The organism is Thioclava sp. SK-1, from assembly GCF_001705665.1.
Classification (GTDB): Bacteria; Pseudomonadota; Alphaproteobacteria; order Rhodobacterales; family Rhodobacteraceae; genus Thioclava.
The window spans coordinates 1-24,119 of sequence record NZ_MDHA01000009.1 but is presented as its reverse complement, the minus strand read 5'-3'; the positions used below and the strand labels follow the sequence as shown (position 1 = coordinate 24,119).

21 protein-coding genes, 1 tRNA gene, 1 pseudogene and 1 other annotated feature are annotated in these 24,119 nt (G+C 55.8%); of the genes and pseudogenes, 20 read left to right on the top strand and 3 right to left on the bottom strand.

Annotated features, from left to right (window positions below):
• The first annotated feature begins 92 nt into the window (after positions 1-92).
• The 11 genes from BFP70_RS00205 to BFP70_RS00155 all read left to right on the top strand — a co-directional run bounded on the left by BFP70_RS00205 (position 93) and on the right by BFP70_RS00155 (position 12,298).
• Positions 93-1,100, top strand: a complete 1,008-nt coding sequence (locus BFP70_RS00205) for a tripartite tricarboxylate transporter substrate binding protein (protein WP_066009014.1) — start codon at positions 93-95, stop codon at positions 1,098-1,100.
• Positions 1,101-1,231: 131 nt separating this feature from the next.
• Entirely contained in the window at positions 1,232-1,795 is a 564-nt protein-coding gene (locus BFP70_RS00200) for a tripartite tricarboxylate transporter TctB family protein (protein WP_066009011.1), read from the top strand.
• On the top strand, positions 1,795-3,309 hold the full coding sequence (locus BFP70_RS00195; RefSeq protein ID WP_066009009.1) for a tripartite tricarboxylate transporter permease: 1,515 nt from the start codon (positions 1,795-1,797) through the stop codon (positions 3,307-3,309). Before BFP70_RS00200 ends, BFP70_RS00195 begins: the two co-directional genes overlap by 1 nt.
• Entirely contained in the window at positions 3,309-4,151 is an 843-nt protein-coding gene (locus BFP70_RS00190; RefSeq protein ID WP_066009006.1) for a shikimate dehydrogenase, read from the top strand. Before BFP70_RS00195 ends, BFP70_RS00190 begins: the two co-directional genes overlap by 1 nt.
• Positions 4,148-6,022, top strand: a complete 1,875-nt coding sequence (locus tag BFP70_RS00185; RefSeq protein ID WP_066009004.1) for a bifunctional sugar phosphate isomerase/epimerase/4-hydroxyphenylpyruvate dioxygenase family protein — start codon at positions 4,148-4,150, stop codon at positions 6,020-6,022. Before BFP70_RS00190 ends, BFP70_RS00185 begins: the two co-directional genes overlap by 4 nt.
• A 138-nt stretch (positions 6,023-6,160) precedes the next feature.
• Entirely contained in the window at positions 6,161-7,108 is a 948-nt protein-coding gene (locus BFP70_RS00180; RefSeq protein WP_066009002.1) for a TAXI family TRAP transporter solute-binding subunit, read from the top strand.
• A 71-nt stretch (positions 7,109-7,179) separates the two neighbouring features.
• Positions 7,180-9,276 (top strand): TRAP transporter permease, encoded by a 2,097-nt coding sequence (locus tag BFP70_RS00175; RefSeq protein WP_066009000.1) that lies wholly within the window; start codon positions 7,180-7,182, stop codon positions 9,274-9,276.
• Positions 9,273-9,641, top strand: a complete 369-nt coding sequence (locus BFP70_RS00170; protein WP_066008998.1) for a DUF1850 domain-containing protein — start codon at positions 9,273-9,275, stop codon at positions 9,639-9,641. Before BFP70_RS00175 ends, BFP70_RS00170 begins: the two co-directional genes overlap by 4 nt.
• A gap of 74 nt (positions 9,642-9,715) precedes the next feature.
• On the top strand, positions 9,716-10,675 hold the full coding sequence (locus BFP70_RS00165) for a D-2-hydroxyacid dehydrogenase (RefSeq protein ID WP_066008996.1): 960 nt from the start codon (positions 9,716-9,718) through the stop codon (positions 10,673-10,675).
• Positions 10,676-10,785: 110 nt separating this feature from the next.
• Positions 10,786-11,682 (top strand): polyphosphate kinase 2, encoded by an 897-nt coding sequence (gene ppk2 / locus BFP70_RS00160; protein WP_176715454.1) that lies wholly within the window; start codon positions 10,786-10,788, stop codon positions 11,680-11,682.
• Positions 11,675-12,298, top strand: a complete 624-nt coding sequence (locus BFP70_RS00155) for a TetR/AcrR family transcriptional regulator (protein ID WP_066008994.1) — start codon at positions 11,675-11,677, stop codon at positions 12,296-12,298. The genes ppk2 and BFP70_RS00155 overlap by 8 nt, the downstream gene beginning before the upstream one ends.
• Positions 12,299-12,406: 108 nt before the next feature.
• Here the strand turns inward: BFP70_RS00155 and BFP70_RS00150 are convergent, their stop codons facing one another.
• Complete coding sequence (locus tag BFP70_RS00150) at positions 12,407-12,937, bottom strand: outer membrane protein (RefSeq protein WP_176715453.1); 531 nt, start codon at positions 12,935-12,937, stop codon at positions 12,407-12,409.
• A 307-nt stretch (positions 12,938-13,244) separates the two neighbouring features.
• Between BFP70_RS00150 and BFP70_RS00145 the strand changes: the two genes are divergently transcribed.
• The 3 genes from BFP70_RS00145 (at position 13,245) to drt5 (ending at position 16,487) form a co-directional block, all read left to right on the top strand.
• Positions 13,245-13,334, top strand: a tRNA-Ser gene (locus BFP70_RS00145).
• Between the two features lie 280 nt (positions 13,335-13,614).
• On the top strand, positions 13,615-14,982 hold the full coding sequence (locus tag BFP70_RS00140; RefSeq protein WP_255356538.1) for a site-specific integrase: 1,368 nt from the start codon (positions 13,615-13,617) through the stop codon (positions 14,980-14,982).
• Positions 14,983-15,014: 32 nt separating this feature from the next.
• Entirely contained in the window at positions 15,015-16,487 is a 1,473-nt protein-coding gene (gene drt5 / locus BFP70_RS00135; protein ID WP_066008988.1) for an antiviral reverse transcriptase Drt5, read from the top strand.
• 6 nt (positions 16,488-16,493) lie between these two features.
• On the opposite strand, the gene BFP70_RS00130 is transcribed toward drt5, so the two are convergent.
• Positions 16,494-16,751, bottom strand: coding sequence for a helix-turn-helix domain-containing protein (locus BFP70_RS00130; RefSeq protein ID WP_066008987.1), 258 nt, complete (start codon positions 16,749-16,751; stop codon positions 16,494-16,496).
• A 123-nt stretch (positions 16,752-16,874) separates the two neighbouring features.
• Between BFP70_RS00130 and BFP70_RS00125 the strand changes: the two genes are divergently transcribed.
• Positions 16,875-17,891 (top strand): hypothetical protein, encoded by a 1,017-nt coding sequence (locus BFP70_RS00125; protein ID WP_066008986.1) that lies wholly within the window; start codon positions 16,875-16,877, stop codon positions 17,889-17,891.
• A gap of 938 nt (positions 17,892-18,829) precedes the next feature.
• On the top strand, positions 18,830-19,045 hold the full coding sequence (locus tag BFP70_RS00120; RefSeq protein ID WP_066008984.1) for a hypothetical protein: 216 nt from the start codon (positions 18,830-18,832) through the stop codon (positions 19,043-19,045).
• Positions 19,046-19,112: 67 nt separating this feature from the next.
• Here BFP70_RS00120 and BFP70_RS00115 read toward each other — a convergent pair whose 3' ends face one another.
• Positions 19,113-19,364 carry a hypothetical protein gene (locus BFP70_RS00115; RefSeq protein ID WP_066008982.1) on the bottom strand — a complete coding sequence of 84 codons (252 nt, stop codon included), beginning with the start codon at positions 19,362-19,364 and terminating at the stop codon, positions 19,113-19,115.
• A 325-nt stretch (positions 19,365-19,689) separates the two neighbouring features.
• Here BFP70_RS00115 and BFP70_RS00110 point away from each other — a divergent pair, with 325 nt between their 5' ends.
• The 4 genes and pseudogenes from BFP70_RS00110 to BFP70_RS20160 all read left to right on the top strand — a co-directional run.
• On the top strand, positions 19,690-20,649 hold the full coding sequence (locus BFP70_RS00110; protein WP_066008980.1) for a DUF4123 domain-containing protein: 960 nt from the start codon (positions 19,690-19,692) through the stop codon (positions 20,647-20,649).
• Positions 20,646-22,493, top strand: coding sequence for a hypothetical protein (locus tag BFP70_RS00105; protein WP_066008978.1), 1,848 nt, complete (start codon positions 20,646-20,648; stop codon positions 22,491-22,493). Before BFP70_RS00110 ends, BFP70_RS00105 begins: the two co-directional genes overlap by 4 nt.
• Positions 22,493-23,482 carry an SUMF1/EgtB/PvdO family nonheme iron enzyme gene (locus tag BFP70_RS00100; RefSeq protein WP_066008977.1) on the top strand — a complete coding sequence of 330 codons (990 nt, stop codon included), beginning with the start codon at positions 22,493-22,495 and terminating at the stop codon, positions 23,480-23,482. The genes BFP70_RS00105 and BFP70_RS00100 overlap by 1 nt, the downstream gene beginning before the upstream one ends.
• A gap of 156 nt (positions 23,483-23,638) precedes the next feature.
• Positions 23,639-24,119 (top strand): annotated as a pseudogene (locus tag BFP70_RS20160) (transposase); the annotation flags it as partial.
• Positions 23,905-24,021 (top strand) — a sequence feature (AL1L pseudoknot). (Overlaps the previous pseudogene by 117 nt.)

The following is a 24,119-nucleotide window of genomic DNA, read 5'->3' as shown; positions in this document are numbered from 1 at the left end:
ATAGCATTTGACGTTACGCGCATGAAACGCAAAGTTTAGGCAACGGGATGTGATGGATTCTTGCGCCCGTCCGATACTCTGGGAGGAAATCGATGAAAAAGACCGTATTTGGGGCCGTTTCGGCACTCGTTCTGGGCATGTCTGGCGCCATGGCGCAGGATTATCCAACAAAGGAAATCCAAGGCATCATCCAATGGGGTGCCGGCGGTTCGACCGATACCGTGATGCGTTCGGTAACCCCGCATGCAGAAGATGTGCTGGGCGGCACCATTGTCATGCAAAACATGACCGGTGGCGTTGGCGCCATCGCGCTGAACCATGTGGCAGGCCAAAAGGCCGATGGCTACAGCCTGTTGATGGGTGCAGAAAACCCGCTGCTGTATAAGGTGATGGGCCTTGGCGACAAGGATTACACCGACTTCACCCCGATCAGCATTCTGGCCCTTGGCACGCCGATCCTGGTGGCAAGCCCGGACGCGCCCTTTGATGACTACGCCGGCATGATGGACTATATCAACGAACATCCTGGTGAGCTGCGCATGGGGGCCACCGGTCCTGGTGGCCTGCCATCGGTTGTGACTGCCATGATGAACACCGTTGAAGGCGATCTGGACGTGATTTCCGTGCCTTATGACGGTGACGGCCCGGCGCTTACGGCGCTGCAAGGCAATGCGATTGACGTTATGCCAGCCGTGCTGGGTGCTGCGATTGAAGGGATCCGCGCAGGTAAGATGAAGCCGCTGGCCGTGTTCGATCTGGATGCCAATGACAAATTGCCAGACGCGCCGATCGTGACCTCGTTCAATGCCGATTACAGCGACTACCTCCCTTGGGGTCCGTTCTTTGGCGTGTTCGTCAAAAAAGGCACACCTGATGATGTTGTCACCAAACTGTCGGCGGCCTATGCCGAAGCCGCGAAATCCCCCGATTTCGTAGAGCTGATGGACAATCGCGGCTTCTCGATGCTGGCGATTTCGGGCGATGAGGCCGAAGCGTTCTTGAACAAATGGCAGCAAAACACTGCATGGTTGCTTGATGACGCTGGCCTGACCAAGAAATCCCCGGAAGATTTCGGCATCATGCGCCCTGCCGAGAAGTAATCTGGTCATAGCAGGCCCGGTTATCGGGTCGGCTGGACAACCGGCGCCGCCCTTCCCGCAAAGGCGGCGCCATTTTTATTTCGTGCCTTTTGATTGGCCGACCACCCCATCCCGCCACGGGAGAGCCCCCTATGACACACCCCGATACCGAACATCACGACGGCACGTCCGACGCCACACCCGGTGGCGTAGAGGCGGCGCGCCGCCCAGGCGAGCTTGGCTTTGCCATCGTTCTGGCGCTCGCCTCTGCTGCCCTGTTATATAACGCCTATGGCATTGCCGGGTTTGAGGCCCTGTCCTCCCCTGGGGCGATCCCGATGGCGACCACGCTGGCCATGCTGATTGCAGCGGTTGCGATTGTGGTGAAAACCGCACGCCTGCCCAAGATCACTGGCGAAACCCTGTCGCGTGACATTTTCCCAACGGCTGCAATCGTATTTGCAGTGCTGTTGCTGGGCTATGGTTTGTTGCTGCAACCGTTTGGATTTTTGCCGACATCGGCGCTGTTTTTGATAGTGGCCATCAAATACCTGTCGAAGCGTAGCTGGTTGTATACAGCCACCGTATCGATTGGCAGCCTGGTCGTGATCTGGCTGATTTTCCGTATTGTCTTCACCGTCTTGATGCCTGCGGGGATCATGCCAGAGGCTGAATTCATCCAGTTCTTCCGCAACATGTTCCAGGGGGCAAAATAATGGATGCTTTTATGGCCTTCCTAACGGTGTTCTCCCATCCAGAGCTATTGCTGCTGGTCGGTGTGGGCACATTTGCTGGCGTCTATGTCGGTGCGATCCCTGGCCTGTCGGTGACAATGGCGGTGTCGATCCTGATCTCCTTCACCTTTTCATGGGATGTCTTACCAGCGATTTCGCTGATGATCGGCATCTATATGGGTGGGGTTTACGGCGGTTCGCGCACGGCGATTTTGCTGAATATTCCCGGTGCGCCCTCGGCCATTGCCACCGCACTTGACGGATTTCCCATGGCCAAACGCGGCGAGGCAGGAACGGCGATCGGCGTCACCACCGTGATGTCTTTTATCGGCGGGTTCATCGGTATCGGCGTTTTGGCACTGGCCGCCCCGTTCGTGTCCGATTTCGCCCTGACCTTCCAGCCACGCGATTATATGTTGCTGGCCATTTTAGGTGTGTTGCTGGTCGGATCACTGTCATCGGGCAGCCTGCTGAAAGGGATCTTCGCCGGTGCTTTGGGCATTGCCATCGGTGCGGTGGGCCGTGACCCGCTAACTTTCACCTCGCGGTTCACCTTTGATCTGTCGATCATGGAAAGCGGGATCTCGTTTATCGCGGTGATGATCGGCATGTTCGGCGTGTCTGAAGCGCTGCTACAATTGCAACATGTCAATAAGGCTTCAATCCGGCAAAAAATCAGCCGCATCGTTCCATCGCTGAAAACTGTGCGCAAACATTTGCCACTGTCGATGCAGACTTCTACGATTGGTGTGATCATCGGCGCCTTGCCGGGAACGGGTGGGGATATCGCGGCCCTGATGGCCTATGACCACGCGAAACGTGTCACCAAAAACCCAGAGCGCCCCTTTGGCGACGGGGCCATCGAAGGGCTTGTCGCCCCAGAAACCGCCAATAACGCGGCCGTGGGTGGTGCCTTTATCCCGATGATGACGCTTGGCATCCCCGGCGATGCGGTCACCGCGATCATGATTGGTGCGCTGTATATTCACGGATTGAACCCCGGCCCGATGTTGATGGTCGATCAGCCCGATATGTTCTGGTTCATCGTGGGTGCGCTGATCACCGCCAATTTCTTCATGCTGCTGTTTGGCCTGACCGGAATTCGTCTGTTCACCAAAATCGTTGAGATGCCGCGCTCGGTCCTGATTCCGTTGATCATGTTGCTGTCAATTGTCGGTGCCTATGCGGTCAACAACTCAATCACCGATGTCTATTGGATGCTTGGCTTTGGGTTCTTTGGCTATTTCATGCGCCATTATGGCTATCCGCTGGGACCAGTGATCCTGGGTGTAATCCTGTCGCGGCTGTTGGATGACAACTGGCGTCGGGCGATCATTTCAGAGCGCGAAGACTTGGGCCGTTTCTTCTATGGTATTGTCACAAGCCCGCTGTCTTTGACATTGTTCATCGCCGTGTTGCTGATCTTCGTGTCGCAAACCCCGATCTGGAGCTGGGGCAAAGCAAAACTGTTTGGCCGCAAGCAGGGGCAATCATAATGTCCGATCTGCAGCTTGGATTGATTGGCGATAATATCGCCGCCTCCCGCTCGCCGCTGTTGCATCGGCTGGCGGGGGCGCAAAACAACCAACAGGTCCGCTATGATCGGTTGGTGCCCGCGCAGATGGACAAGCCATTTAAGGCCGTCTTTGCCTATGCCCGCGATGCAGGGTTTCGCGGCCTTAACATCACCTACCCTTACAAGGAACAGGTGGTGCCGATGGTGCGGATCGATGATCCGCTGCTGCGTCAGCTGGGTGCGGTCAATACCGTGATCTTCGATGCGCAGGGGCCGGTGGGCTATAATACAGATTACACCGGATTTATGGCCGCCTATCGCCAATCGCGCGCCGATGCGGCACCCGGCACTGCATTGATGATTGGCACGGGCGGCGTAGGCCGTGCGGTGGCCTTTGGCCTGCTGGCACTGGGCGCAAAAGCCATTCGCCTGCTGGATCGCGATCCGGCCAAGGCGCAATCGCTGGCGGCCGCCCTGCGCGCGGCCGCGCCCAATGTCACCGTTACCGTGCATAGCAACGCACAAGAGGCGGCGGCAGGCGCGGATGGTGTAATCAATTGCACCCCCGTGGGCATGGTAGGCCATCCCGGCACCCCTTTACCAAAGGCAGCAATGGCAGGCGCGTCCTGGGCCTTTGATGCCGTCTATACCCCCCCCGATACGGAATTTTTGCAATCCGCACAGGAACAGGGGCTGGTGATTATCTCTGGCTGGGCGTTATTCTTCTACCAAGGCGTGCAGGCTTGGGGGCATTTCACCGGTTTGCCGCTGGATGAGGCCCGGCTGCGGGCTGATCTATTGAACCCGGAGCTGACTGCATGAAAACCTCGATCGCCACCGTATCCGTCCCCGGCAGTTTAGACGAAAAACTGCAAGCCATTGCCAAGGCCGGGTTCGATGGCATTGAGATTTTTGAGCAAGATTTTATCGCAGATACCGGTAGCCCGCGCGATGTGGGCAACCGGGTGCGCGATCTGGGGCTGGACATTGCACTGTTTCAGCCAATTCGCGATTTTGAATGCCTGCCTGCACCGCTGCGGACCAAAGCCTTTGACCGGGCAGAACGTAAATTCGACCTTATGCAAGAGCTGGGCTGTGGTCTGGCGTTGTTTTGTTCCTCGTGCCATCCGCAGGCGATGGGTGGCATTGACCGCGCCGCCGCCGATTTTCATGAGCTGGGCGAACGCGCCGCTGCACGCGGGCTGAAGGTTGGCTACGAGGCGCTGGCCTGGGGACGCCATATCAACGATCACCGCGATGCTTGGGAAATCGTGCGCCGCGCGGATCACGCCAATATCGGCCTGATTTTGGACAGTTTTCACACGCTGGGACGCGGAATTGACCCCGAAAGCATCCGCGCCATTCCCGGCGATAAGATCTTTTTCGTGCAACTGGCCGATGCGCCAAAGATCGAGATGGATCTGCTGTATTGGTCACGCCACTTCCGCAACATGCCCGGTGAGGGCGATCTGGATGTTACCCGGTTCTTGCAGGCTGTGATGGCGACGGGATATTCTGGACCGCTCAGCCTTGAAATTTTCAACGATCAATTTCGTGGCGGCCTGCCCCGGATAATCGCCGCTGACGGCCATCGGTCTTTGATGCATCTGATGGATCAGGTCCGCCGCGCCGAACCACAGGCTGCAGGGGCTGCGCAAATGCCTGCCCCGGTGCGGATCGCCGGCACGGAATTCATCGAATTTACCACCCGTGGGCCCGAAGGAGACAGCCTGCGTCAAAGCCTGACAGCACTGGGATTTTCGCGCACGGCCAAACATGTCGCCAAGGCGTTAGAGCTGTGGCAACAAGGCGATCTGCGTATCGTCGTGAACCAAGAGCAAGGCGACTACGCCTCTTCAGCATATAATATGCACGGCACTTCGATCTGCGATATTGGCCTGCGTGTCGCTGATGCGCCCGATGCGGTGACACGGGCAACTACCTTGGGTGCGGTTCCATTCTCGCAGCCGCTGACACAGGGGCAATTGGACATACCTGCCATCCGCGGCCTTGGCGGCAGCATTTTGCATCTGATCGATGACCGCCATAGCGCGGTTTGGGAGCGCGAATTCAACACACAGCGCAACGGCCCCGCCGGGGCGGGCCTGACCCATGTGGATCATATCGCACAGACAATGACATATGGGGAAATGCTTAGCTGGTCGCTATTTTATTCGTCACTGTTTGGCATGTCGCGCGCCCCGATGGTCGATGTGGTGGATCCCGATGGGCTGACCCGGTCGCAAGCGGTTGAAACCACCGATGGAGCGTTTCGTATCACCTTGAATGGTGCCGAGACGCATCGCACCCTGGCTGGCAGTTTTCTGGCCGATAGCTTTGGCGCACCGGTGCAGCATCTGGCCTTTGCCTGCGACGATATTTTCGTCACCGCCCAAGCGCTGCACAAAAATGGGTTTGCCCCGCTGGTCATGCCCCAGAACTACTACCGTGATCTGGCGGCACGGTTTCAGATTTCTGCCCCCGATCTGGAACGGATACAGGCGGCCAATGTTTTATACGACGAAGATGAAACCGGACCATATTATCAAATCTATTCGCAGCCGCTGGACAATGGGTTCTTTTTTGAAATTGTGCAGCGCCAGCAATATCGCGGCTATGGCGCGGCCAATGCGCCATTCCGCATTGCAGCCCAAAAGCGGCTGATGAGGGCGAAAGGCATGCCACGGTTATAAAAGCTGCATTGCCCCGACCGTGCCGCCTTAGCCTCACGATTATTGTCACCCGGTCAATTTTGAGTGTTGCCTAACGCGCCCTGCCCTGTTGAGTATGGGCTTAGGCGCGTGCACACGCATTATCTGGGAGGGTATTTTATGTTGAAACGGTTCTATTTGGGCGCGGCCTTGGCAAGCAGTCTTGCCATTTCCGCCCCAGCGGCGATGGCGGCAGATTTCATCAACGTTCTGACGGGTGGCACATCTGGCGTGTATTACCCATTGGGTGTGGCGCTGTCCAATATCTACGCTGAGGGCATTGAGGGCGCACGCACGCAGGTGCAATCCACCAAAGCCTCGGTTGAGAATTTGAACCTGCTGCAGCAAGGCCGCGGGGAGCTGGGCTTTGCATTGGGCGATTCCGTCAAAGACGCATATGAGGGCAACGCAGATGTCGGCTTCACCAAACCGCTGACCAAATTGCGTGCGATTGCGGCGATCTATCCGAATTTCATTCAGATCGCGGCGGCATCATCTTCTGGTGCCGTGACAGTGACCGATCTAAAGGGGAAATCCGTTTCGGTCGGCGCGGCGAAATCCGGGACTGAAGTCAATGCGCGCAAAATCCTTGCGGCGCTGGACATGAGTTATGACGACCTGTCGAAGGTAGAATATTTGCCCTTCGCAGAATCGGTTGAATTGCTAAAAAACCGGCAATTGGATGCAACATTGCAATCTTCGGGCCTTGGTTCTGCGGCGTTGAAAGATTTGTCTTCGTCACAAGACGTGACCTATGTCTCGGTCCCTGCCGAGGTGGCACAGACATTGGGTGCCCCCTATGCGGCCGGCGTTATTCCGGCGGGAACCTACCCTGGACAAGATGCCGATATCCCGACATTGGCGATCACAAATATCTTGGTCACACATGAAGATGTATCCGAAGAGATGGCCTATCAGATGACCAAATTGCTGTTCGAGAATCTTGATACGTTGAAGGCCGCGCATTCCGCAGCCGGTGCGATCGACATTGAAACCGCCGTTAAAAACTCGCCTATCCCATTGCACGCGGGCGCAGAGCGGTATTACCGCGAACAAGGTCTGCTTTGATCCATCCGTGATCTGACGATTTACGGGCGGCCCACGCATGTTGGGCCGCCCCTTTGTGCATTGGAGCCGCCATGAGCCACACACCTGATCCCACCTTGTCCCATGAAGACGCCCTCGCAGCCCACGACCCACTGGCGCAAAGCTTTCCCCCAACATCAGTTGGCAAGATATTGTTTTGGTTGGCTGTGGCGTTTTCAACCTATCAGATTGCGATTGCCGCCCATGTCATCGACTTACCCAGTCAGGTAATGCGCGCAGTGCATGTTGGCTTTTTGATGGCGTTGGGGTTTCCGCTGCTGGCGGCGGCAAAGGGCTATGGCGGGGTGGCGCGCGGGCTGTGTTGGGCGCTGGCGGCATCGGCTGTTGCTGTGGCAGCCTATCAATGGATTGAATATACCGAGCTGTTGATGCGCGCAGGCGATCCGCTGGTGATTGATCTGGTCTTTGGCGTCGCCGCAGTGGTGGCCGTATTTATCGCCGCATGGATGTTGATGGGACCGGCCTTGCCGATCATTTGCGCAGCATTTCTGGCCTACGCGCTATTTGGTCAACATTTGCCCGCACCGTTTGATCATCGCGGTTATGCCTTTGAACAGGTGGTCGAGCAGCTGGCCTATGGCACAGAAGGCATTTACGGAATTCCTACCTATGTATCAGCCACTTATATCTTTTTGTTCATCCTGTTCGGATCGTTTCTGGAAAAGGCCGGGATGATCAAGCTGTTCACCGATGTGTCCTTGGGGCTTGTCGGGCATAAAATGGGCGGTGCAGCCAAAGTATCGGTACTGTCCTCGGGGTTGATGGGCACGATTTCGGGTTCGGGCGTGGCCAATGTTGTAACCACCGGACAATTCACCATCCCATTGATGAAGCGCTTTGGCTACCGCCCCGCATTTGCAGGCGGGGTCGAGGCCACCGCCTCAATGGGGGGACAGCTGATGCCTCCGGTGATGGGCGCCGTGGCCTTCATCATGGCCGAGACATTGGGCGTGCAATATATCGAAGTTGTGAAAGCGGCGTTGATACCGGCGATTTTGTATTTCACGGGCGTATTCTGGATGGTCCACCTAGAGGCCGGCAAGCGCGATCTTCGGGGCCTGACCAAAGCCGAGCTGCCCTCCGCACGCTCCGCCCTGCGCGAAGGCTGGTATCTGATATTGCCCCTTGTGGCCCTGGTTTGGCTGTTGTTTTCAGGCTACACACCGCTGTTTGCAGGCACGATTGGGTTGGCGCTGACGGGGATGTTGATCCTGGGCACAGCGATTGCAATGGGTTTGCCCTCTAACACCATTCGGGTGATCTTCTGGGTCATGCTTGGCCTATGTGCCAGTGCGTTTTTTAAATTTGGCATCCATGCTCTGGTGATCGTTGTTCTGGCACTGGTGGGGGTTTGCGCGGTGATCAAGGGCGGGCGCGCCACTTTGGCAATTTGCCGTGACAGTCTGGCGGATGGGGCGAAAACCGCGCTGCCTGTCGGAATTGCCTGTGCGTTGGTCGGTGTCATTATCGGGGTGATGACCCTGACCGGTGCGGCCAACACATTCGGGCAGTTCATCGTATCTGTCGGGGATAAGAGCCTGTTCTTATCGCTGGTTCTGACAATGATCACCTGTATCATTTTGGGCATGGGCATCCCAACAATCCCGAATTACATCATCACATCGTCGATCGCGGGGCCGGCGCTTTTGGCGCTGGGTGTGCCTTTGATCGTCAGCCATATGTTCGTATTCTATTTTGGGATTTTGGCGGATTTGACGCCGCCTGTGGCGTTGGCATGTTTTGCCGCAGGCCCGATTGCCAAGGAAAGTGGGCTGAAAATCAGCTTTGAGGCCGTAAAGGTCGCAGCAGCGGGTTTTGTTGTGCCCTTCATGGCGGTCTATACCCCTGCGCTGATGTTACAAGACGGCGGGGCCATGGCATCGGCCATAGGCTATTGGCCTGCAGTGGCCTATGTGCTGATCAAGGCGCTGCTGGCGATCGGGCTGTGGGGCGCGGCCGTGATCGGCTGGTTATGGCGGCCATTGGCGGTGTGGGAACGTATTGTGGCGATGGCCGCGGCCTTCACCTTGGTCGCTGCCCTGCCCATTACCGATGAGCTGGGCTTTGCCCTGACAGCGGCTTTTGCGGCATCTATGTGGTTTCGCCGCACGCGCACCCCTGCCCCATGAGCAGCTGCTTAATGGCGGGGGCGATCATGCTTGCCCTCGCCCCCGGTGATCAATTCAGCCTAAGCTGGACGCATTCGGTGGAACGGCAGGCATGGTCTGAAACATGGGCGCTGCGCGATGGTCAGTTGCAGCTGATCCGGGCAGCCGTGAAAGGGTCTGGTGCGGGGATGGAACCGGGCGAAGGCGGCAGGTTCCTAGATGGGTGGTGGGTCTGGGCACCCGATTTGCCGCCAGTGTCTGCGCTGCATCTGGCAGCCTCTGGGCTGACCCCGTCGGCATGGCAATTATGTGGTGCAAGCTGCATCGACCTGGGTGCCGCTCCCGCAGAGGTGATCGATGTGACCCCCTGCCCGCCGCAGCCTTAGCGCAGGGTCTATGGCCCTTGGCTAGCAATCCCCATAGGCTTATCCCATCGTAACGCCGCCTGCAGGAGACCGCCATGACACAGCCGCAAATCGTCTTTTTGGACCGTGACACGATTGCCCCCCATATCACCTTGCCAAAGCCCGATTTTGTCCATGAGTGGATCAACTATGGCAAGACCGCCGCCGATGATGTGACCGACCGTTTGGCCGGGGCCACGATCGCCATCACCAATAAAGTGCGCATAACGGCCGATGTTCTGTCATCCGCCCCCCAACTGAAACTTATCGCGGTGGCCGCGACGGGCTACGATTGCGTCGATGTACAAGCCTGTGCCGAGCGCGGCATTGCTGTGTGCAACATCCGCGGATATTCGGTCAATACCGTGCCCGAGCATGTCTTTGCGCTGATACTGGCACTGCGTCGCGGGCTTGTTCCCTATGTGCAAGGCACCCGTGATGGGGCGTGGCAACGCGCCGGTCAGTTTTGCTATTTCGACACCCCAATCCGGGATTTGTCAGGGGCGGTAATGGGCATCATCGGACGCGGAGCGATTGGCCAGAAAGTCGCGGCCCTGGCGCAGGCCTTCGGGATGGAGGTTATCTTTGCCGCCCGCCCCGGCGCGCCCTCCAGCGAGACGCATGTCGAATTCGACAGCTTTCTGGCGCGCGCCGATGTCATCTCGTTGCATTGCCCGCTGACCGATAGCACGCGTGGTCTGCTTGGGGCTGCGGCCTTTACCAAAATGACCCGCGCGCCGGTGGTGATTAACACCGCCCGCGGTGCATTGATCGATCTTCCCGCTTTACAAACCGCCCTTGCCACACGCCAGATCAGCGGCGTTGGTCTGGATGTAGCCGCAACCGAACCCCCTGCCGCGGATGATTTGCTGATGGATCTGGCCCAGGACCCGCGCGTTTTATTGACTCCACATATTGCCTGGGCCTCGGATGAAGCGCAATCAACCCTGGCGTCGCAGTTGATTGATGTGTTGAACAATTTTCACGCCGGACATCCGATCAATCTCTTGACCTGACACATGGCGCACCCGCGACCTGGATGGCCTAACGGGAGCCGCGTGGCCACGCCCGTTCTTGCCCCCCCGCGCGTGCTGCCCCATATTATTCTCGTATCAAGGAGACCACTATGAGCAAGACTGACACAGATGATATCGCGTTAAACCCCTATGTCGGGCAGATCTCTGCGTTCTTGCAAGATGAGGCCCCCAAAGAGCTGCGCAAGCGGATCGAAGATGCGGATAAGGATGATATCCTCAGCCCGGCTTACCCCTATGATGCACAGCTTAAACGCAAACCCTATGAGGCGCATATGGAACGCCTGCAGGTGGAGCTGGTAAAGATGTTGTCGGGGCTAAAGGCCAATGGCGGGCGTCTGGCTGTGGTGTTTGAAGGGCGCGACGCAGCCGGCAAAGGCGGCACAATCGCGCGCATGCGGCAAAATCTGAACCCGCGTTCGGCCTATGTTGTGGCGCTGCCCAAACCCTCGGATCGCGAAGCCACACAATGGTATTTTCAACGCTATGTCGATTGGCTTCCCGGTGCCGGTGAAATCGCCATGTTCGACAGGTCTTGGTACAATCGTGGCGTGGTAGAGCAGGTCTTTGGATTTTGCACCCATGCACAACGCGAACATTTCTTTGAACAGCTCCCCTCCTTTGAAAAAATGCTGGTTGATGATGGAATCACGCTGGTCAAACTGTGGCTGAATGTCGACCGCGCTGAACAATTGCGCCGCTTTTTGAAACGCGAAAATGACCTTCTAAAGCAATGGAAGCTTAGCTGGATTGACGTCGAAGGGTTGAAGAAATGGCACCCCTATACAGACGCGATCCGCGACACTTTGGACCGAAGCAACAGCGAAGTGGCACCTTGGACCGTGATCCGGTCCGACGATAAGAAGCGCGCACGGATTGCCGCCATTCAAACCGTGCTGCATGCGGTGGATTACCCCGGCAAAGATCTGGACGCGATTGGTGTGGTGGATGTGTCGATCTGCGGCGGAACCGAGATTTTACATGCCTAAACAAGGCTATCATCACGGCAACCTGCGTCAGGCGCTGGTGGATTCCGCCCTTGCGCTCATCACGCAGAAAGGTCCGACCGGGTTCACCTTGTCCGAAGCGGCCAAAGCCGCAGGCGTCACCCCTGCTGCGGTCTATCGCCATTTCGCCGGGCGTGAGGATCTGATCGCGGAATGTGCCCGGCAGGGCTATGCGATTTTTGGCGATGTCATGGATCACGCATGGAATGGTGGCACACCTTCGGCCTTGGCTGCATTTTCCGCCGTGGGCCGCGCTTATCTTGCCTTTGCGCGTAAATTTCCGGGCCATTACATGGCGATGTTTGAAAGCGGGCTGTCACCCAATCAGTCACCTGCACTGGCCGCCGGTGCACAACGCGCTGAACATGTCATGCAGCGTGCCACGGATGCGTTGATGGCGCATCTGCCCAAACATCAACGGCCACCATCCCCGATGGTGGCCGCACATGTGTGGTCCATGGCGCATGGCGTGGTCGAACTGTATGCCCGCAACACTGGGGGCCGTGCGCCCTATGCGCCTGATGATTTGCTGGAAACCGGGATCGGCATCTATCTACGGGGCTTAGGGATTTTACCACCCGATCATGTAGCGCCGTAACACCCGTTATTTTGCGCCGTCTGATGTCAGGGTTTGATCTGCTATGGCAAAAACGCAGAAACGCGCCCCGAAAGGCGCGTTCCCACTGTAGCATTCATTGATCTAAAATCAGAACCGCATCGATGCTTTCACACCAACAGTCGTCATATCGAAATCACGGCCTGTGTTATCAAAATCATCGGTGTCGTGATACAGCACTTCGCCGCCGACCATCCATTTGTCGTCCAGCATGTAATCCACACCGGCACCAACAGTCAGAACGGTGTCGCTGGCGTCATTGATGTCGGAATCAATATAGCCCGCGCCCAGCGTGCCGTAATACAGCCACTGACCACGGTCGATACCTGCGATCCCTTTGATATGCGCCATGGATTTCACCTGATCGCTATCAACGGCCGAATAATCGACCTCGCCGCCAAGAACATATGTGCCCATGTCATGCAGGTAACCTGCATGAACACCACCATAGCCACCCCGGTCATCCGAGAAATCACCCTCGGTATTGCCGTAACCCAACTGCGCACCTGCATAAAAGCCGGTCCAGTCCAAATTGGCTGGTGCGACCGCAACGGGCGCCATCGCCGGCGCTTCAACGGTCGGTGTTGTATATCCACCCGCATAGGCTGTGCCTGCGGTCATAAGAGCTGCGCTCGATGCTAGAAACAACTGTTTCATTGTTGACCTCCAAAGTCCCTATTTCGCGTCATGCGGAATTTGTCCGCCTGTCATGACACCAAACCTAGGGCCACCGCCAGAGATTGGCAGTCACAAGAAAAGGAGCAGCTCGTGAACGCGCTGAAAACCGCCCGCCATCACCGTCCGGGGGACAAAAAGATCAGGTTGGGATTTTTTGTGACCCAACGGCCAAGTTTCTTGCAAAAAGCGGTTGCAAGCGCGCGCGCCATTGGCTAAATCCCCGCTACCCGATGACAAGTTCATCCGACGCGGAGAGGTGCCGGAGTGGTCGAACGGGGCGGTCTCGAAAACCGTTGAGCGTGCAAGCGTTCCCAGGGTTCGAATCCCTGTCTCTCCGCCATTTCCATATAGATCAGTGACTTAAGAGTTGGGCAGGCAAGTGCGACACAAAGTGGAACGCACAGCCCATGAAACTGTCTGCCTACCTATCCCCTTCAAGGCATGGGGTTTACTACTTCCGTTGGCCTCTCCCTCGGGCTGAGGATCAAAAGCGTCGCACAGTCAGGATATCCTTACGCACCAAGTGCCCAGATCGGGCTGGCGATCTTGCCCGTCATCTTGCATCATGCGGGAGATTGGTTCGGGATAACAAGGCTTTGACAAGGCTCAGACAAGACGAGATGCGGGAGATGGTGCGAAGCTATTTTGCGGCTTCGCTGGATCGGTATGTGGAGCGGTTGAACGATACCGGCCTGCCGGATAGGTCCCTTGAGGCCCTGCGCCAAGAGCTGGACGTCCACGAGGACGCCATAGGCGGCTTTGACGACCTGTCGGACCTCTACCTTGATGCGGGCACCTTGGACGCCTTCCGGGCCTCAGCGGGCCTCACAGACGCTCAGTGGGTCGATAACGAGCCATCCCTACGCCAAGAGATGCGCAAGGCCCGCCGGGACCAGATCAAAGCCATTCTAAGCGCCGCTGAGAGCCTCGAAAGCTATTCCTTCACCGAACCCGCCCAGACAGCGCCAAGGTCACCACAGGCCCGCTCCGTGGCCCTGGGCGCGGCCATCGCAGATTTCAAAGCCGAGCATGGGCCACAATGGTCTCAGGAGATGCGGAACAAGGCCGATGCTTACCTTGCTCTGCTAGTGGAACATTTCGGACCGGAGCGCCCGATGGACCAGATCAGCCGCCAAGACGCCGCTGACATGAAGAAGCTGGTGCAGGCCCTGCCTGCCAACCGCAAGACCAAGCCCGAAACACGCGACCTGAGTTTGCAGGACGCCATCGCCGTTCCCGGTTTGCCCAAGATGGGCGTGAAGACCGTCAACAGTTACATCGACATGTTCCGCCGCTTCTGGGACTGGGCAGAACGCCACGGGCGCGCGCCCCACAAGCTGTTCGAAGGCATGAAGGTTGCGAAGGCCAAGCAAGTCGCAGAGAAGCGCAAGGCGTATAGCAAGGAACAGCTTTCACGCCTCTACGCCGAGTTGACGGAAAACCCCTCCAGGCTGGTCAAGAAGGACGATCACAAGTGGGGAACACTTCTGGCTATGTTCACCGGGGCACGGTTGCGGGAAGTCGCGCAACTGGTGCCGTCTGACATTCGGAGTGAAGGCGGCGTCTGGTACATCGACATCAACGCGGATGGTGAGAAGAAAAGCCTCAAGTCGCCTGCCGCTAAGCGCCGGGTGCCCGTCCATTCGGAGTTGGTCCGCCTTGCCTTCCTTGAATGGGTCGAAGCCTGCGCGAAGCAACCGCGCCTGTTCATGTCGTTCACGCACAACACCAAAGAAGGCTATGGCCGCAATCTGGGCCGCTGGTTCGGCACGTTCCTGACCAAGATCGGCATGAAGGAAGACGGCCTTGTCTTCCACAGCCTGCGCCACACCGCGATTACCCGAATGCGACAAGCCAGCGTGGAGCTGTCACTTGTGCAAGAGATCGTCGGGCATGAACGCGATACGGTGACAGACGGCTATTTTGGGGAAGGCTACACCCTCGCTCAAAAGCAACGTGCAATTGAGACCCTTAGCCATTTAGGGTAGCAATCGAATGGATTAACGCCACGAGTTTTGACATGCAGACGTCCAGAGAGTTTTTCGACTACGATTTCACCAGCACACTTTTTCCGATGGAAACGTGCCGATTTCTCATTGGCAATGGCGCTGTGGAAATTGAAGCTCATATTCAAAGGTGTTTGAGCAAAGCAGACGAAGACAAAGCTTACCAGTTTCTCGCGCAAACGCGTGTATACGCGTCAAAGCCTCGGAACCATCTTCGTCGTACTGTCAAGCTTGACCCTGTGTCTGAGTTTTTTCTGTATGACATAGTTTTCCGAAATCGCTCGAAGTTCCGCAAACCTTTCCACAATGACAAAAAGCACTTTGGATATCGCTTCGAAGATGGAAAGCCTATTCCTGCAACAGCTTCCTATACGGGCTACAAGAAAGCTGTCGTCGCATACGCCGCACAGTTCGACCATTCGTTGAGCTTTGACGTCGCTTCATATTTCAACGGCATTTACCACCACGACATTGTCGCATGGTTTGCCAATCTGGGTGTCGATATGGACGACGTGAACGCCCTTGGCACTTATTTGAGGCAAAGCAACTCAGGGCGGAGCATAGACTGTTGGCCACAGGGAATGTACCCCGCCAAAATGGTCGGCAGTGACTTTCTGAGATTTATCGAACAGCACCACGGAATTAAATCTAGCGCCGTTGTCCGTTTCATGGATGACTTCGTTCTATACTCAGCCGATCAAGACAAGCTGACCGAAGATTTCTATCTCATACAGAAGCTACTGGGTCAAAAGGGGTTGACGGTCAATCCCGGCAAGACTGTTGCTGGCGGCGTTGTCGCCGCGCAAGTCGAAGATGACATTGACGAGGTGAAGGCCAACTTGCTTGCCAAGCGCAGAAAGGCTGCACTTCTCGCTTATCTGGATGACTTCGAAGCTGCGCTTGAAGAAATTCAGATGACAGAGGAAGAACTTGCGTACCTGCGAGACCTCCTAAAATCGCCGCACCTTGAGGAAGAAGACGCTGAGCTTGTCCTGAGCCTGTTTCGCGACCATCCCGAAGAAGTGCAGCCCCACCTTGCACACTTTGCCACAAGCTTCCCCCATTTGGCCAAGAACATTTGGTCATTCTGCAAGCACATTGAAGATAAAGACTTCATCGGAGAAATGATTGCGGCAGCGGCATCTTACGGCGGCTTGCAAGAATACCAACTGTTCTGGTTTGCTTGGGTTTTGCAAGATTATGCGATGGGCACAGAGTACGCCCCGGAAATTATCTCGAAGCTCTACAATCATCCGAATGCTTCAATTATCTCGAAGGCCAAAATTTTGGAAATTCCCGACAACCGCTTTGGTCTTGTGGAAATGCGTGATGAACACCTTGTTGCTGGCCGTTCCGATTGGCTCGCATGGGCGAGTGCAGTCGGTCACAGAGGATTATTACCAGTATCACGAAATCATAAGCTTGAGTATTTCGCCAATTCGTCACCCATGAACCACTTAATAAAAACAATAGTGTCTGGAGCCTGACTACTTTTACTCGGGCTGATCCAAATTCTCTGCAATCGCTGCAACAGTTGCTGCAACCAATTCAAGAGCGTCACAAGCGACCATCCACTTGGCGAACTCGATCACGTCCAGCCTGCGCTCGCGCGTCTCGACCTTGGCGACAAAAGACTGTGGCTTGCCCAGACGCTCTGCCAAGTCAGCTTGGGTCAGACCTGCATCAAGGCGCACCTGCCTGAGCCGCTGGCACAGGTAAACGTGTTCAGGTGTGCGAAGTGTCTTGGTCAAGTGACTGCCTGTTGATCGAATGCAGGCAGTCGGGTAATCCCAAGTCAGGATAATACCATTTTAGGATAACTGTGTGCAGAAGTGGGGCGTGTATCTCTGCACCTTGAAACGCCGGGATTTGCTATGAAAACAGTTTACAAAGCCGCCGTTGCCGCCACCGCGCTTGTGCTTGTTGGTGTCGCCACTAGCAGACTGATTGAAGATGGGGGCATTCAGGCCGTCACTAGGGACGAAGTGCCTGCCCTTCTCGATGAATGGGCTTGGGCAAATGGAAACCGCTTTGCTCGCTACGCGGCACATGTTCCCGCCAGCTTGGCTGTTGTCGTGGGCCTTCGTGCTGGCGAGGCTGATTACGACCGGACTGCATATTATGATGCTTTGGCCCAAGGTATTCCCTACGGGCGTCACGAAGAAATAATGCGAAACAGTAATCTTGCTGCCGCCCAACGCGCCAGAATCCGTCAGTTGCAGCGTTTGGCCACCCAAGACACAGGGCAACGCTTCTTCGACATGTTTCCCGATTGGTATGCAAGTCAGACCGCTTGCTTGGATCCTGATGCCCAGCTTGCATTGATCCGCAGCCTTGCGCCATCCATCGCCACACAGATCGAAACCGCGAACACCGAGTTTGCGGCACTGGCCCAAAAGGAGGCAGATGGTACGCTTACTGTAGCTGAGCGCGAAGCGTATCTGGCCAATCCTTGGCGTGTGCCTCATTTGGTCCAGACAGGATCGGGATGGCACCAATGGACCGAAGTTGAACCAAGCGAACCGCTGTCTCTGCATTCAAGCGACGGACCACTTGTCCGAGAATGCCCCAATGAAGATCACTCATATGGCTGGCACATAAAATCGTGCTTTGGTTATGTTAACATAGACTTGCACGGCTATGCTGGCCGATCCACAGGCATGGGACACCGACCACCTACACGCCTCGGACTTGAAACTTATCGAGAGTTGGAGCGTAGTGGCGCACCAGCCGGTTTTGTTTATGAGATGATGCTGCAAGTGGCCGCTCAAGCGGAACTCAGACAACAAGCTGAAGAGATTGTTGCCAGCCTGCCTGCACAACAAGTTTCCGCTGCGTCCGTAGAGTGGCGCGTTCGGGCTGAGTATGAAAGGCTTCGATGCTCTCAGTAGGATTTCACGGCACATTTTTCCGAGCGGCCATCTCTACACAGGCGAAGTCACAACTTCCCCCATGGCCCCTTTTATGTGAGGGCCTACCACCCACGTCTTCGTTCAGCTTTTTCGGCTTCTGCTGTGCCGTATCTATCTGTTTTCCATGAGAGTTGCCTTGCCGCGCGCACTAAGCGGTGCGACTGGCGGGGTCTATTCCTCACATATAGACAGAGCAGCCCAACCCATGGGAACCATTCGCACCCACTAATGGACAGAAGGCGGTTGAATAACCCCTGACGCACCACGTTATCCATCTGTTTCTATTGGATAAATCCACCACGCCACCTATAGGACAAGATGCGACCGAGTATCTGTCTGGCCAAATATTTAATCTTCTTCTATATTAAATCATTTATAATCAATGGTTTATAATACACATTCAAAACCGATTGCCTTCCTGCCTCATCTCAATCTTCGATGTATCCAGCTTCTAAACGAGCAATCCAAAACCAATATGAAATCCACCCAAATCCAAGAATATTTATATCTTTCTGATACTTAAGCTGATACCATGGATAGACCTTTATCCGGTTACCCAAACAGATACCTTTGACTTTTCCGAAACATCCGGGCTATAAACTGGCACACAAAGTGAGACACACAAGCAACCTTCGCTCTTGTATGTCCAGTTAAGTCAATGACTTATGGTTTTGGTGGATTGTCCCTGTCTCTCCGCCACACATCCATTCAAGTGATTAAATTTATTTGAAAATTCACTCCAGGTTAGCAAATTTCGCATGTCGAATTGTATGTTCGGGAAAGGCTAGTTCAGGTCAAGTTGAATCCCCATGACAGCGGATAAGCCAACGCATTCGTGAATTCGACAGTTGCCCTTCGGCTTCGCCCCGCAGTATTGTGCGGGCAAGACATGTCAGGGTTTGAGGAATAGGCGCTGTATGGGCAAGCTCGAAAAGGAACTCGAAGATTTGGTCGGGTTTGTTGGCAGCGGTGGCGGCTTTGGATCACCGGACGCTGCCGAACAACACCAACGCGAGATTGATCTGCTCAAATTCAAGATCACAAGACGCGACAATTTCAAGATCGCAATCATCAGCGCAATTATTGGCGCATTGGTGGGCGCTGGCGTCACAGCGGTTAGCCAGATTTTTTGACGAAGACAGCCCCGATGCCGAAGCACCGGGGCAGTTCAGGTTATCTAATAGGCCGTGACGGATGGGGTCAGCGCACCGGCAAAAGAGGGCGCAATTTTAGCGCCACATCGGGCAGCATGGCGTAAAGTGGAAGGCAGATCACGGCCCGGTCGGTGTTAAGATCAACGTCAGCGGGCACATTACGGGACACCAAGAGGGGCAGGCAGCCGACAACAGATCCGGCGGCAAATCCATCAAAGGCAATCGTCACAAGCTGACCATAAGGGCAGGAAACGATCCTGCGGCCCAACAGCAAACTCAGCTCCGAATGCCCAAGCACATATTCGTTCCTGGCTTTCGCAGATACCGTCGAAAAGTCGGAGGATTGGCGTAGACACTACGACCCCAGGCCACACAGCGCCGTCGGATACAACATAACGAGCACATTGCACTTCCCGTTGACGCCATCAGCCCGTCATCGTGATCAAAGCCCTAAAACTCCACCCTCGGCCAGAGTTGATAGGCAGCGCAAGTTGGAGCGGCCTGTCGATCGAGCGTGGAGGGAAAATTCCGTGACAGGTCCGTTGCGAAAGAACTGGCCAAGCCGCGCAATTTTTGTAACTTTGCGCTTCAATTTTAGAATTTAAATTCAGCGATGTATCACGATGTTAGTTTGGGACAATTTGCGTTCGGCTCCGGCCTGCTTGCTTGCACAGCGAAGCCTCTTAGAAGATGATCTGGCCCCTGACGGCGCACATGCCGAAGATATCATGTCACAGATGCGTAATGATACCAGCGCAACGGAGCATATGGCACCTGGGCGGATCTATGCCCTGATCGATGGGGCGCGATCACTTTTTTTGCCCGAGCGGTTGGAGGTTTCCGGCCTTGAACATGTCTGCTTGTATGAACATCGCCATCTGTCTGATGAAGGGGCTACCGCGCCGTGGTTGGTGGAACTGGATCCCAACAGCAAGTTTGCACGCGCCACATTCATGCATGATGCCCAAGGCCTTCAACCGCGTGCAATGTTTGGCGCGGGTATCTGGCTGACCAGCAGGCACGACCTGAACGATCTACGCGCCCATTTGCGCCGTTACACACAGGTAACAGACGAACGCGGCGCGACAGAATTCTTTCGGCTGGCGGAGCCAGGAATGCTGGACGCGCTGCTTTATGCAAGCAATGACGCCGAAGTCAGCGCATTTTTTTCATCTGTATCACATATCTTCTATCCTTGGCCTGCACTGGAAGCTGGGCGATTTTCGATCCAATCGGTAACGGCCCAGGTAGATGGGGCGGCACGGGTGGCGGTTCCGGCCATCGACGCCAAAACGCGCCGTGTCTTTGAGGATTTCGTAACCGACCGCACGGCACGCCGCATGGCTGTGGACTGTCAATCCGACCCACGTGATCGCGCAGATGCCTACCCGATTTTCATGCGATTGCTGCGAGCAGGGTTTGACCATGAACCCCGCCTTCAAGAAGCGTTCGATTTACTGCGCAAGATGCCGCCAGAAGGGCACGCGCCGTTCTGGACCGAAGTGGAAAGCGGCAATCACTCGTTACGACGGATTATGCTTGTCTATCGCGACCACTATCAGATCGAAGGAGTGCTGGAATGAGCATCTGCGTCTCTTGTGGGGAATTCGAGCTTCTGTATGTTCCGGCCTGCGGCGATGCTGCGGTAGGTGAAAGCAATATTCTTTTATATGCCGGCGATGAGCTGGGCCTGCTGCAGGCTGAAATGCGAGAGGTCGACGCGGCGTTCGCAGCCTTGGACCAAGCCAAAATAGAGGGGGATCCGCAGACCGTCGTGGATGCCCAAGATGCGCTTTCCAAGATGCTTAAGGCCTATATCAAACCCACACAGGGATTGCCTGACAAACATCTGGTCCAAGCCTATTCGATCACCGGCAAAAAATGGACCCGCATTCGCAGCGACAAGATGCGCAACCATTGGCGCAGCTACAAGATCGACAAATCATTGTTACAGGCAACAAGCGGCGAAGACGGTCGCTCTGCGCTTAATCGCGCCAATTTACGCGCAGCTTTCAGCGAAAGCTCAAAGAAAATTGCGACGGATCTAAAGAGTGGGATCACATATAACGGGCAAATTGCCAAAGGCGCCGTTAGCGGTTCGATCACAGATCTATGGGATGCGAATTGGTTGAAATGGGTTGATGCGGTCAACGAAAGCCTGACCTATTCCGACACAGGGGCGATGTTCGATCTTTCAGCCGGGGCGCAGCTGTTACGGGGCTATGCGGGTTTCGGGGTGCAGCTGGGATATGAGCCCCAAAAGGGCAATTACGCGCTGAAGGGCAATGCCGAGGCAAAGGCGATCCTGGGCGAGGCCAAAGTGACGCTCAGCGGGTATTTCGTTGATCGTGACGGCTGGCATGCGCTGATCAATTTTGTCAATGAGCCCGCATCTGAAGAAGGGCGTCAGCAACAGGCCGATTTCGGCTATTTCCGCTTTCAAGCAAAGATAGAAGCTTCGGCCATGCTTGGTGCCAGCCTGTATGGCACTGCGGGTATTGAATTCGCCACCGAACCCACCGGACGAGTGCGTGTCAAGCCAACAGCCGCCGGCAGTAAAGGCGAGCTGGCGGCAGGTGCCTTCGCCGGGGTTGAAGCAGGCGGTGCAGCTACCGGCATGTTTGAATGGCGCAATCCGGGCTGGAGGGAAGAAGGCAGTGTTGCAGTCCAAAATGCGGGCTGGAAGACGATGGTGTCAGTCGGTGGGTCTGCCTATATCTCGGCTGGGGTGGGCGCCGAAGCTGCACTGAAAATCACATATGAAAATGGGAAATTTATGTATCGCTGCGAGGCACGCGCCGTTTTGGGCGTCGGTGCCAAAGGGGTCATCGCGGGCACGATTGACTTCCGCTACATCAAAGAATTCATCATGTATGTCTATAACCAGCTGAAAGACAATGATTTCGCATTCCTGTATTTCATACAACGAGAGGCCTATCAGGCGCTTGTCCAACTTGTTCTTCTGTTGATTGATGAAGGCAGCGCGGTGCTGGAGTATGCCTCTGATGTGATCGCAAGCAAGCTGGAACAAATGATCTCTCCGATCACCAATGCAAGTGCCGCTGAAGACTATGCGCGTAAAATTCAATCCCGTCCTGCGGCGTTGATCTTCGCCCCACCAGAGGCCAAAGCCGCAATCTTACACAAGCTGTCCGAGCGTTTCGTATTCTCTTTTGAAGAACGTCAGGAAGCCGCAATCCTGACCGTGGTGGGAACGGTGCAAACCCAGCGCGAGTGGCAACAAGTGATAGAGCGGGTCGCGCGCGCGGGCATCAAATCCGATGCTGCCTCGGGCATGGCCCGTCTGCGCGCCGTTCTGGACGGTGGAAGCCGTGCGAAATTTGAAACCCTGTACCGTGCCATCGGCCGCCTACCCCCCAACACAATGCTGGCGGGCACCCCTGTCATCGTAAGGAACCTTGCCTGATGCGTTTTCGTAAGTTGTATCTTGGTGTCTTGGCCTATGGCATCCTTGGCGGGGTGTCATGGCTGACCATAACGCGCGTGCTGCATAACCGTGACGTGGTCACACAGGCGCAGACGCTGCGCGAACAGATGGTGTATGTTGAAGGCGGCGCGTTCCAGATGGGGAACTACCAGATCAATTATCGCCGCCCTGATGGTACGGTGACAACAATCTGGGCGGCAGATTTTCAACCATCGGAACAGCGCCAAGTGACGTTGAAAAGCTATTATATCGCCGCCTATGAGGTCAGCTATGAAAGCTACAATACCCATCTGCAGGCACAGGGGTATCCGCCTTTGCACACGGATAACACCATAGGTTATCAACAATTGGATCGTGCCGCCTCGGTCTCCTTTGATGAGGCCAAGCGTTTTTGTGCCTGGGCGGGTGAGATTACCGAATTACCGATGCGGCTGCCAACCGAAGCAGAGTGGGAATTTGCCGCCCGCAGCCGCGGACAGTTTGTGTCTTGGGCCACGAATGATGGCAATTATCGCCCCGGTGAAAATGTGGTCGTGTCAGGCGACCGTGATAGCAGCTACAAGGAGATCAATCCGCCGATCGGGGTCTTTCCCCCCAATCCGCTTGGGCTCTATAATCTGCAAGATGGGCTTTATGAATGGGTTACGGGTCAACCCGGGTTTGATCCCCCCGGTGCCGCAATCAGCAAAGGCGGCAGCAACTTCAGTTCGCGTTTTTATGAAACCATTCCACGTCGGGGTGTCCATTCCCCACTGTCCGATGCGCAGTTTCCCGCATATGAAAGCAGCCTTCGCGGCGAAGCACTTGCACGGCATAAGCGACAAGATGATCCGTACAGCCCGATTGGCGGCTATATCGGCATTCGGTGCGTGGCAGGCGTTTCTGATCCACCTTTGGATTCCGGATTTGGACATATTCCAGCGCAGGACATCACACTTTCACCGCCGTTCTACGGGCATCAGAACTGATCGCGCAGTGAAATATGGCGCGGTTGAAAAGGGTGATTATCGCAAGCACGATACAGAGCCAAATCTGGTCCGGTGCGCTGCGGTCAATTCGGCGCAGTTCACACTGAATCGCCCCGAGTTTGTCGGAGACCATCAACTTAAGTAAGGATGATGGTTATGACAAAAAGCAAAATGGCAAATCGCTACTCGCCAGAAGTTCGCGCACGGGCGGTCCGGATGGTGTTTGAACATCAAGGTTCATATGAAACGCAAGCGGGCGCGATAGCGGCCATTGCACCCAAGATCGGCTGTATTCCCCAGACACTGAGCGGATGGGTCAAGCAGGCCGAGAAGGACAGCGGCATGCGGGATGGCGTGACGACCGAGGAACGTGATCGCATCAAGACGCTGGAACGAGAGAACCGTGAACTGCGCAAGGCATCAGCTTATTTTGCGCAGGCGGAACTCGACCGCCCACTCAAGCGATGATCGGCTTCATCGACGATCAAAGGGCTGTTTACGGTGTCGAGTCGATCTGCAGGGTGCTGCCGATTGCACCGTCAACATATTACCACCGCTTGGCACCAAGCCGATCCGGCCAAAGCTTCAGCCCGGCATCAGCGGGATACGGAGCTGCGCCCGGAGATCAAACGTGTCT

What these genes read in the sequence shown, in the direction of transcription:
- BFP70_RS00175 (WP_066009000.1), top strand. Translation starts at nt 7,180, where the DNA reads ATGAGCCACACACCTGATCCCACCTTGTCCCATGAAGACGCCCTCGCA.
- BFP70_RS00100 (WP_066008977.1), top strand. Translation starts at nt 22,493, where the DNA reads ATGCGTTTTCGTAAGTTGTATCTTGGTGTCTTGGCCTATGGCATCCTT.
- BFP70_RS00140 (WP_255356538.1), top strand. Translation starts at nt 13,615, where the DNA reads ATGCGGGAGATGGTGCGAAGCTATTTTGCGGCTTCGCTGGATCGGTAT.
- BFP70_RS00125 (WP_066008986.1), top strand. Translation starts at nt 16,875, where the DNA reads ATGAAAACAGTTTACAAAGCCGCCGTTGCCGCCACCGCGCTTGTGCTT.
- BFP70_RS00155 (WP_066008994.1), top strand. Translation starts at nt 11,675, where the DNA reads ATGCCTAAACAAGGCTATCATCACGGCAACCTGCGTCAGGCGCTGGTG.
- BFP70_RS00180 (WP_066009002.1), top strand. Translation starts at nt 6,161, where the DNA reads ATGTTGAAACGGTTCTATTTGGGCGCGGCCTTGGCAAGCAGTCTTGCC.
- BFP70_RS00120 (WP_066008984.1), top strand. Translation starts at nt 18,830, where the DNA reads ATGGGCAAGCTCGAAAAGGAACTCGAAGATTTGGTCGGGTTTGTTGGC.
- BFP70_RS00165 (WP_066008996.1), top strand. Translation starts at nt 9,716, where the DNA reads ATGACACAGCCGCAAATCGTCTTTTTGGACCGTGACACGATTGCCCCC.
- BFP70_RS00205 (WP_066009014.1), top strand. Translation starts at nt 93, where the DNA reads ATGAAAAAGACCGTATTTGGGGCCGTTTCGGCACTCGTTCTGGGCATG.
- BFP70_RS00150 (WP_176715453.1), bottom strand. Translation starts at nt 12,937, where the DNA reads ATGACCGCAGGCACAGCCTATGCGGGTGGATATACAACACCGACCGTT.
- BFP70_RS00105 (WP_066008978.1), top strand. Translation starts at nt 20,646, where the DNA reads ATGAGCATCTGCGTCTCTTGTGGGGAATTCGAGCTTCTGTATGTTCCG.
- BFP70_RS00185 (WP_066009004.1), top strand. Translation starts at nt 4,148, where the DNA reads ATGAAAACCTCGATCGCCACCGTATCCGTCCCCGGCAGTTTAGACGAA.
- BFP70_RS00110 (WP_066008980.1), top strand. Translation starts at nt 19,690, where the DNA reads ATGTTAGTTTGGGACAATTTGCGTTCGGCTCCGGCCTGCTTGCTTGCA.
- BFP70_RS00195 (WP_066009009.1), top strand. Translation starts at nt 1,795, where the DNA reads ATGGATGCTTTTATGGCCTTCCTAACGGTGTTCTCCCATCCAGAGCTA.
- BFP70_RS00200 (WP_066009011.1), top strand. Translation starts at nt 1,232, where the DNA reads ATGACACACCCCGATACCGAACATCACGACGGCACGTCCGACGCCACA.
- BFP70_RS00170 (WP_066008998.1), top strand. Translation starts at nt 9,273, where the DNA reads ATGAGCAGCTGCTTAATGGCGGGGGCGATCATGCTTGCCCTCGCCCCC.
- ppk2 (WP_176715454.1), top strand. Translation starts at nt 10,786, where the DNA reads ATGAGCAAGACTGACACAGATGATATCGCGTTAAACCCCTATGTCGGG.
- BFP70_RS00190 (WP_066009006.1), top strand. Translation starts at nt 3,309, where the DNA reads ATGTCCGATCTGCAGCTTGGATTGATTGGCGATAATATCGCCGCCTCC.
- drt5 (WP_066008988.1), top strand. Translation starts at nt 15,015, where the DNA reads ATGCAGACGTCCAGAGAGTTTTTCGACTACGATTTCACCAGCACACTT.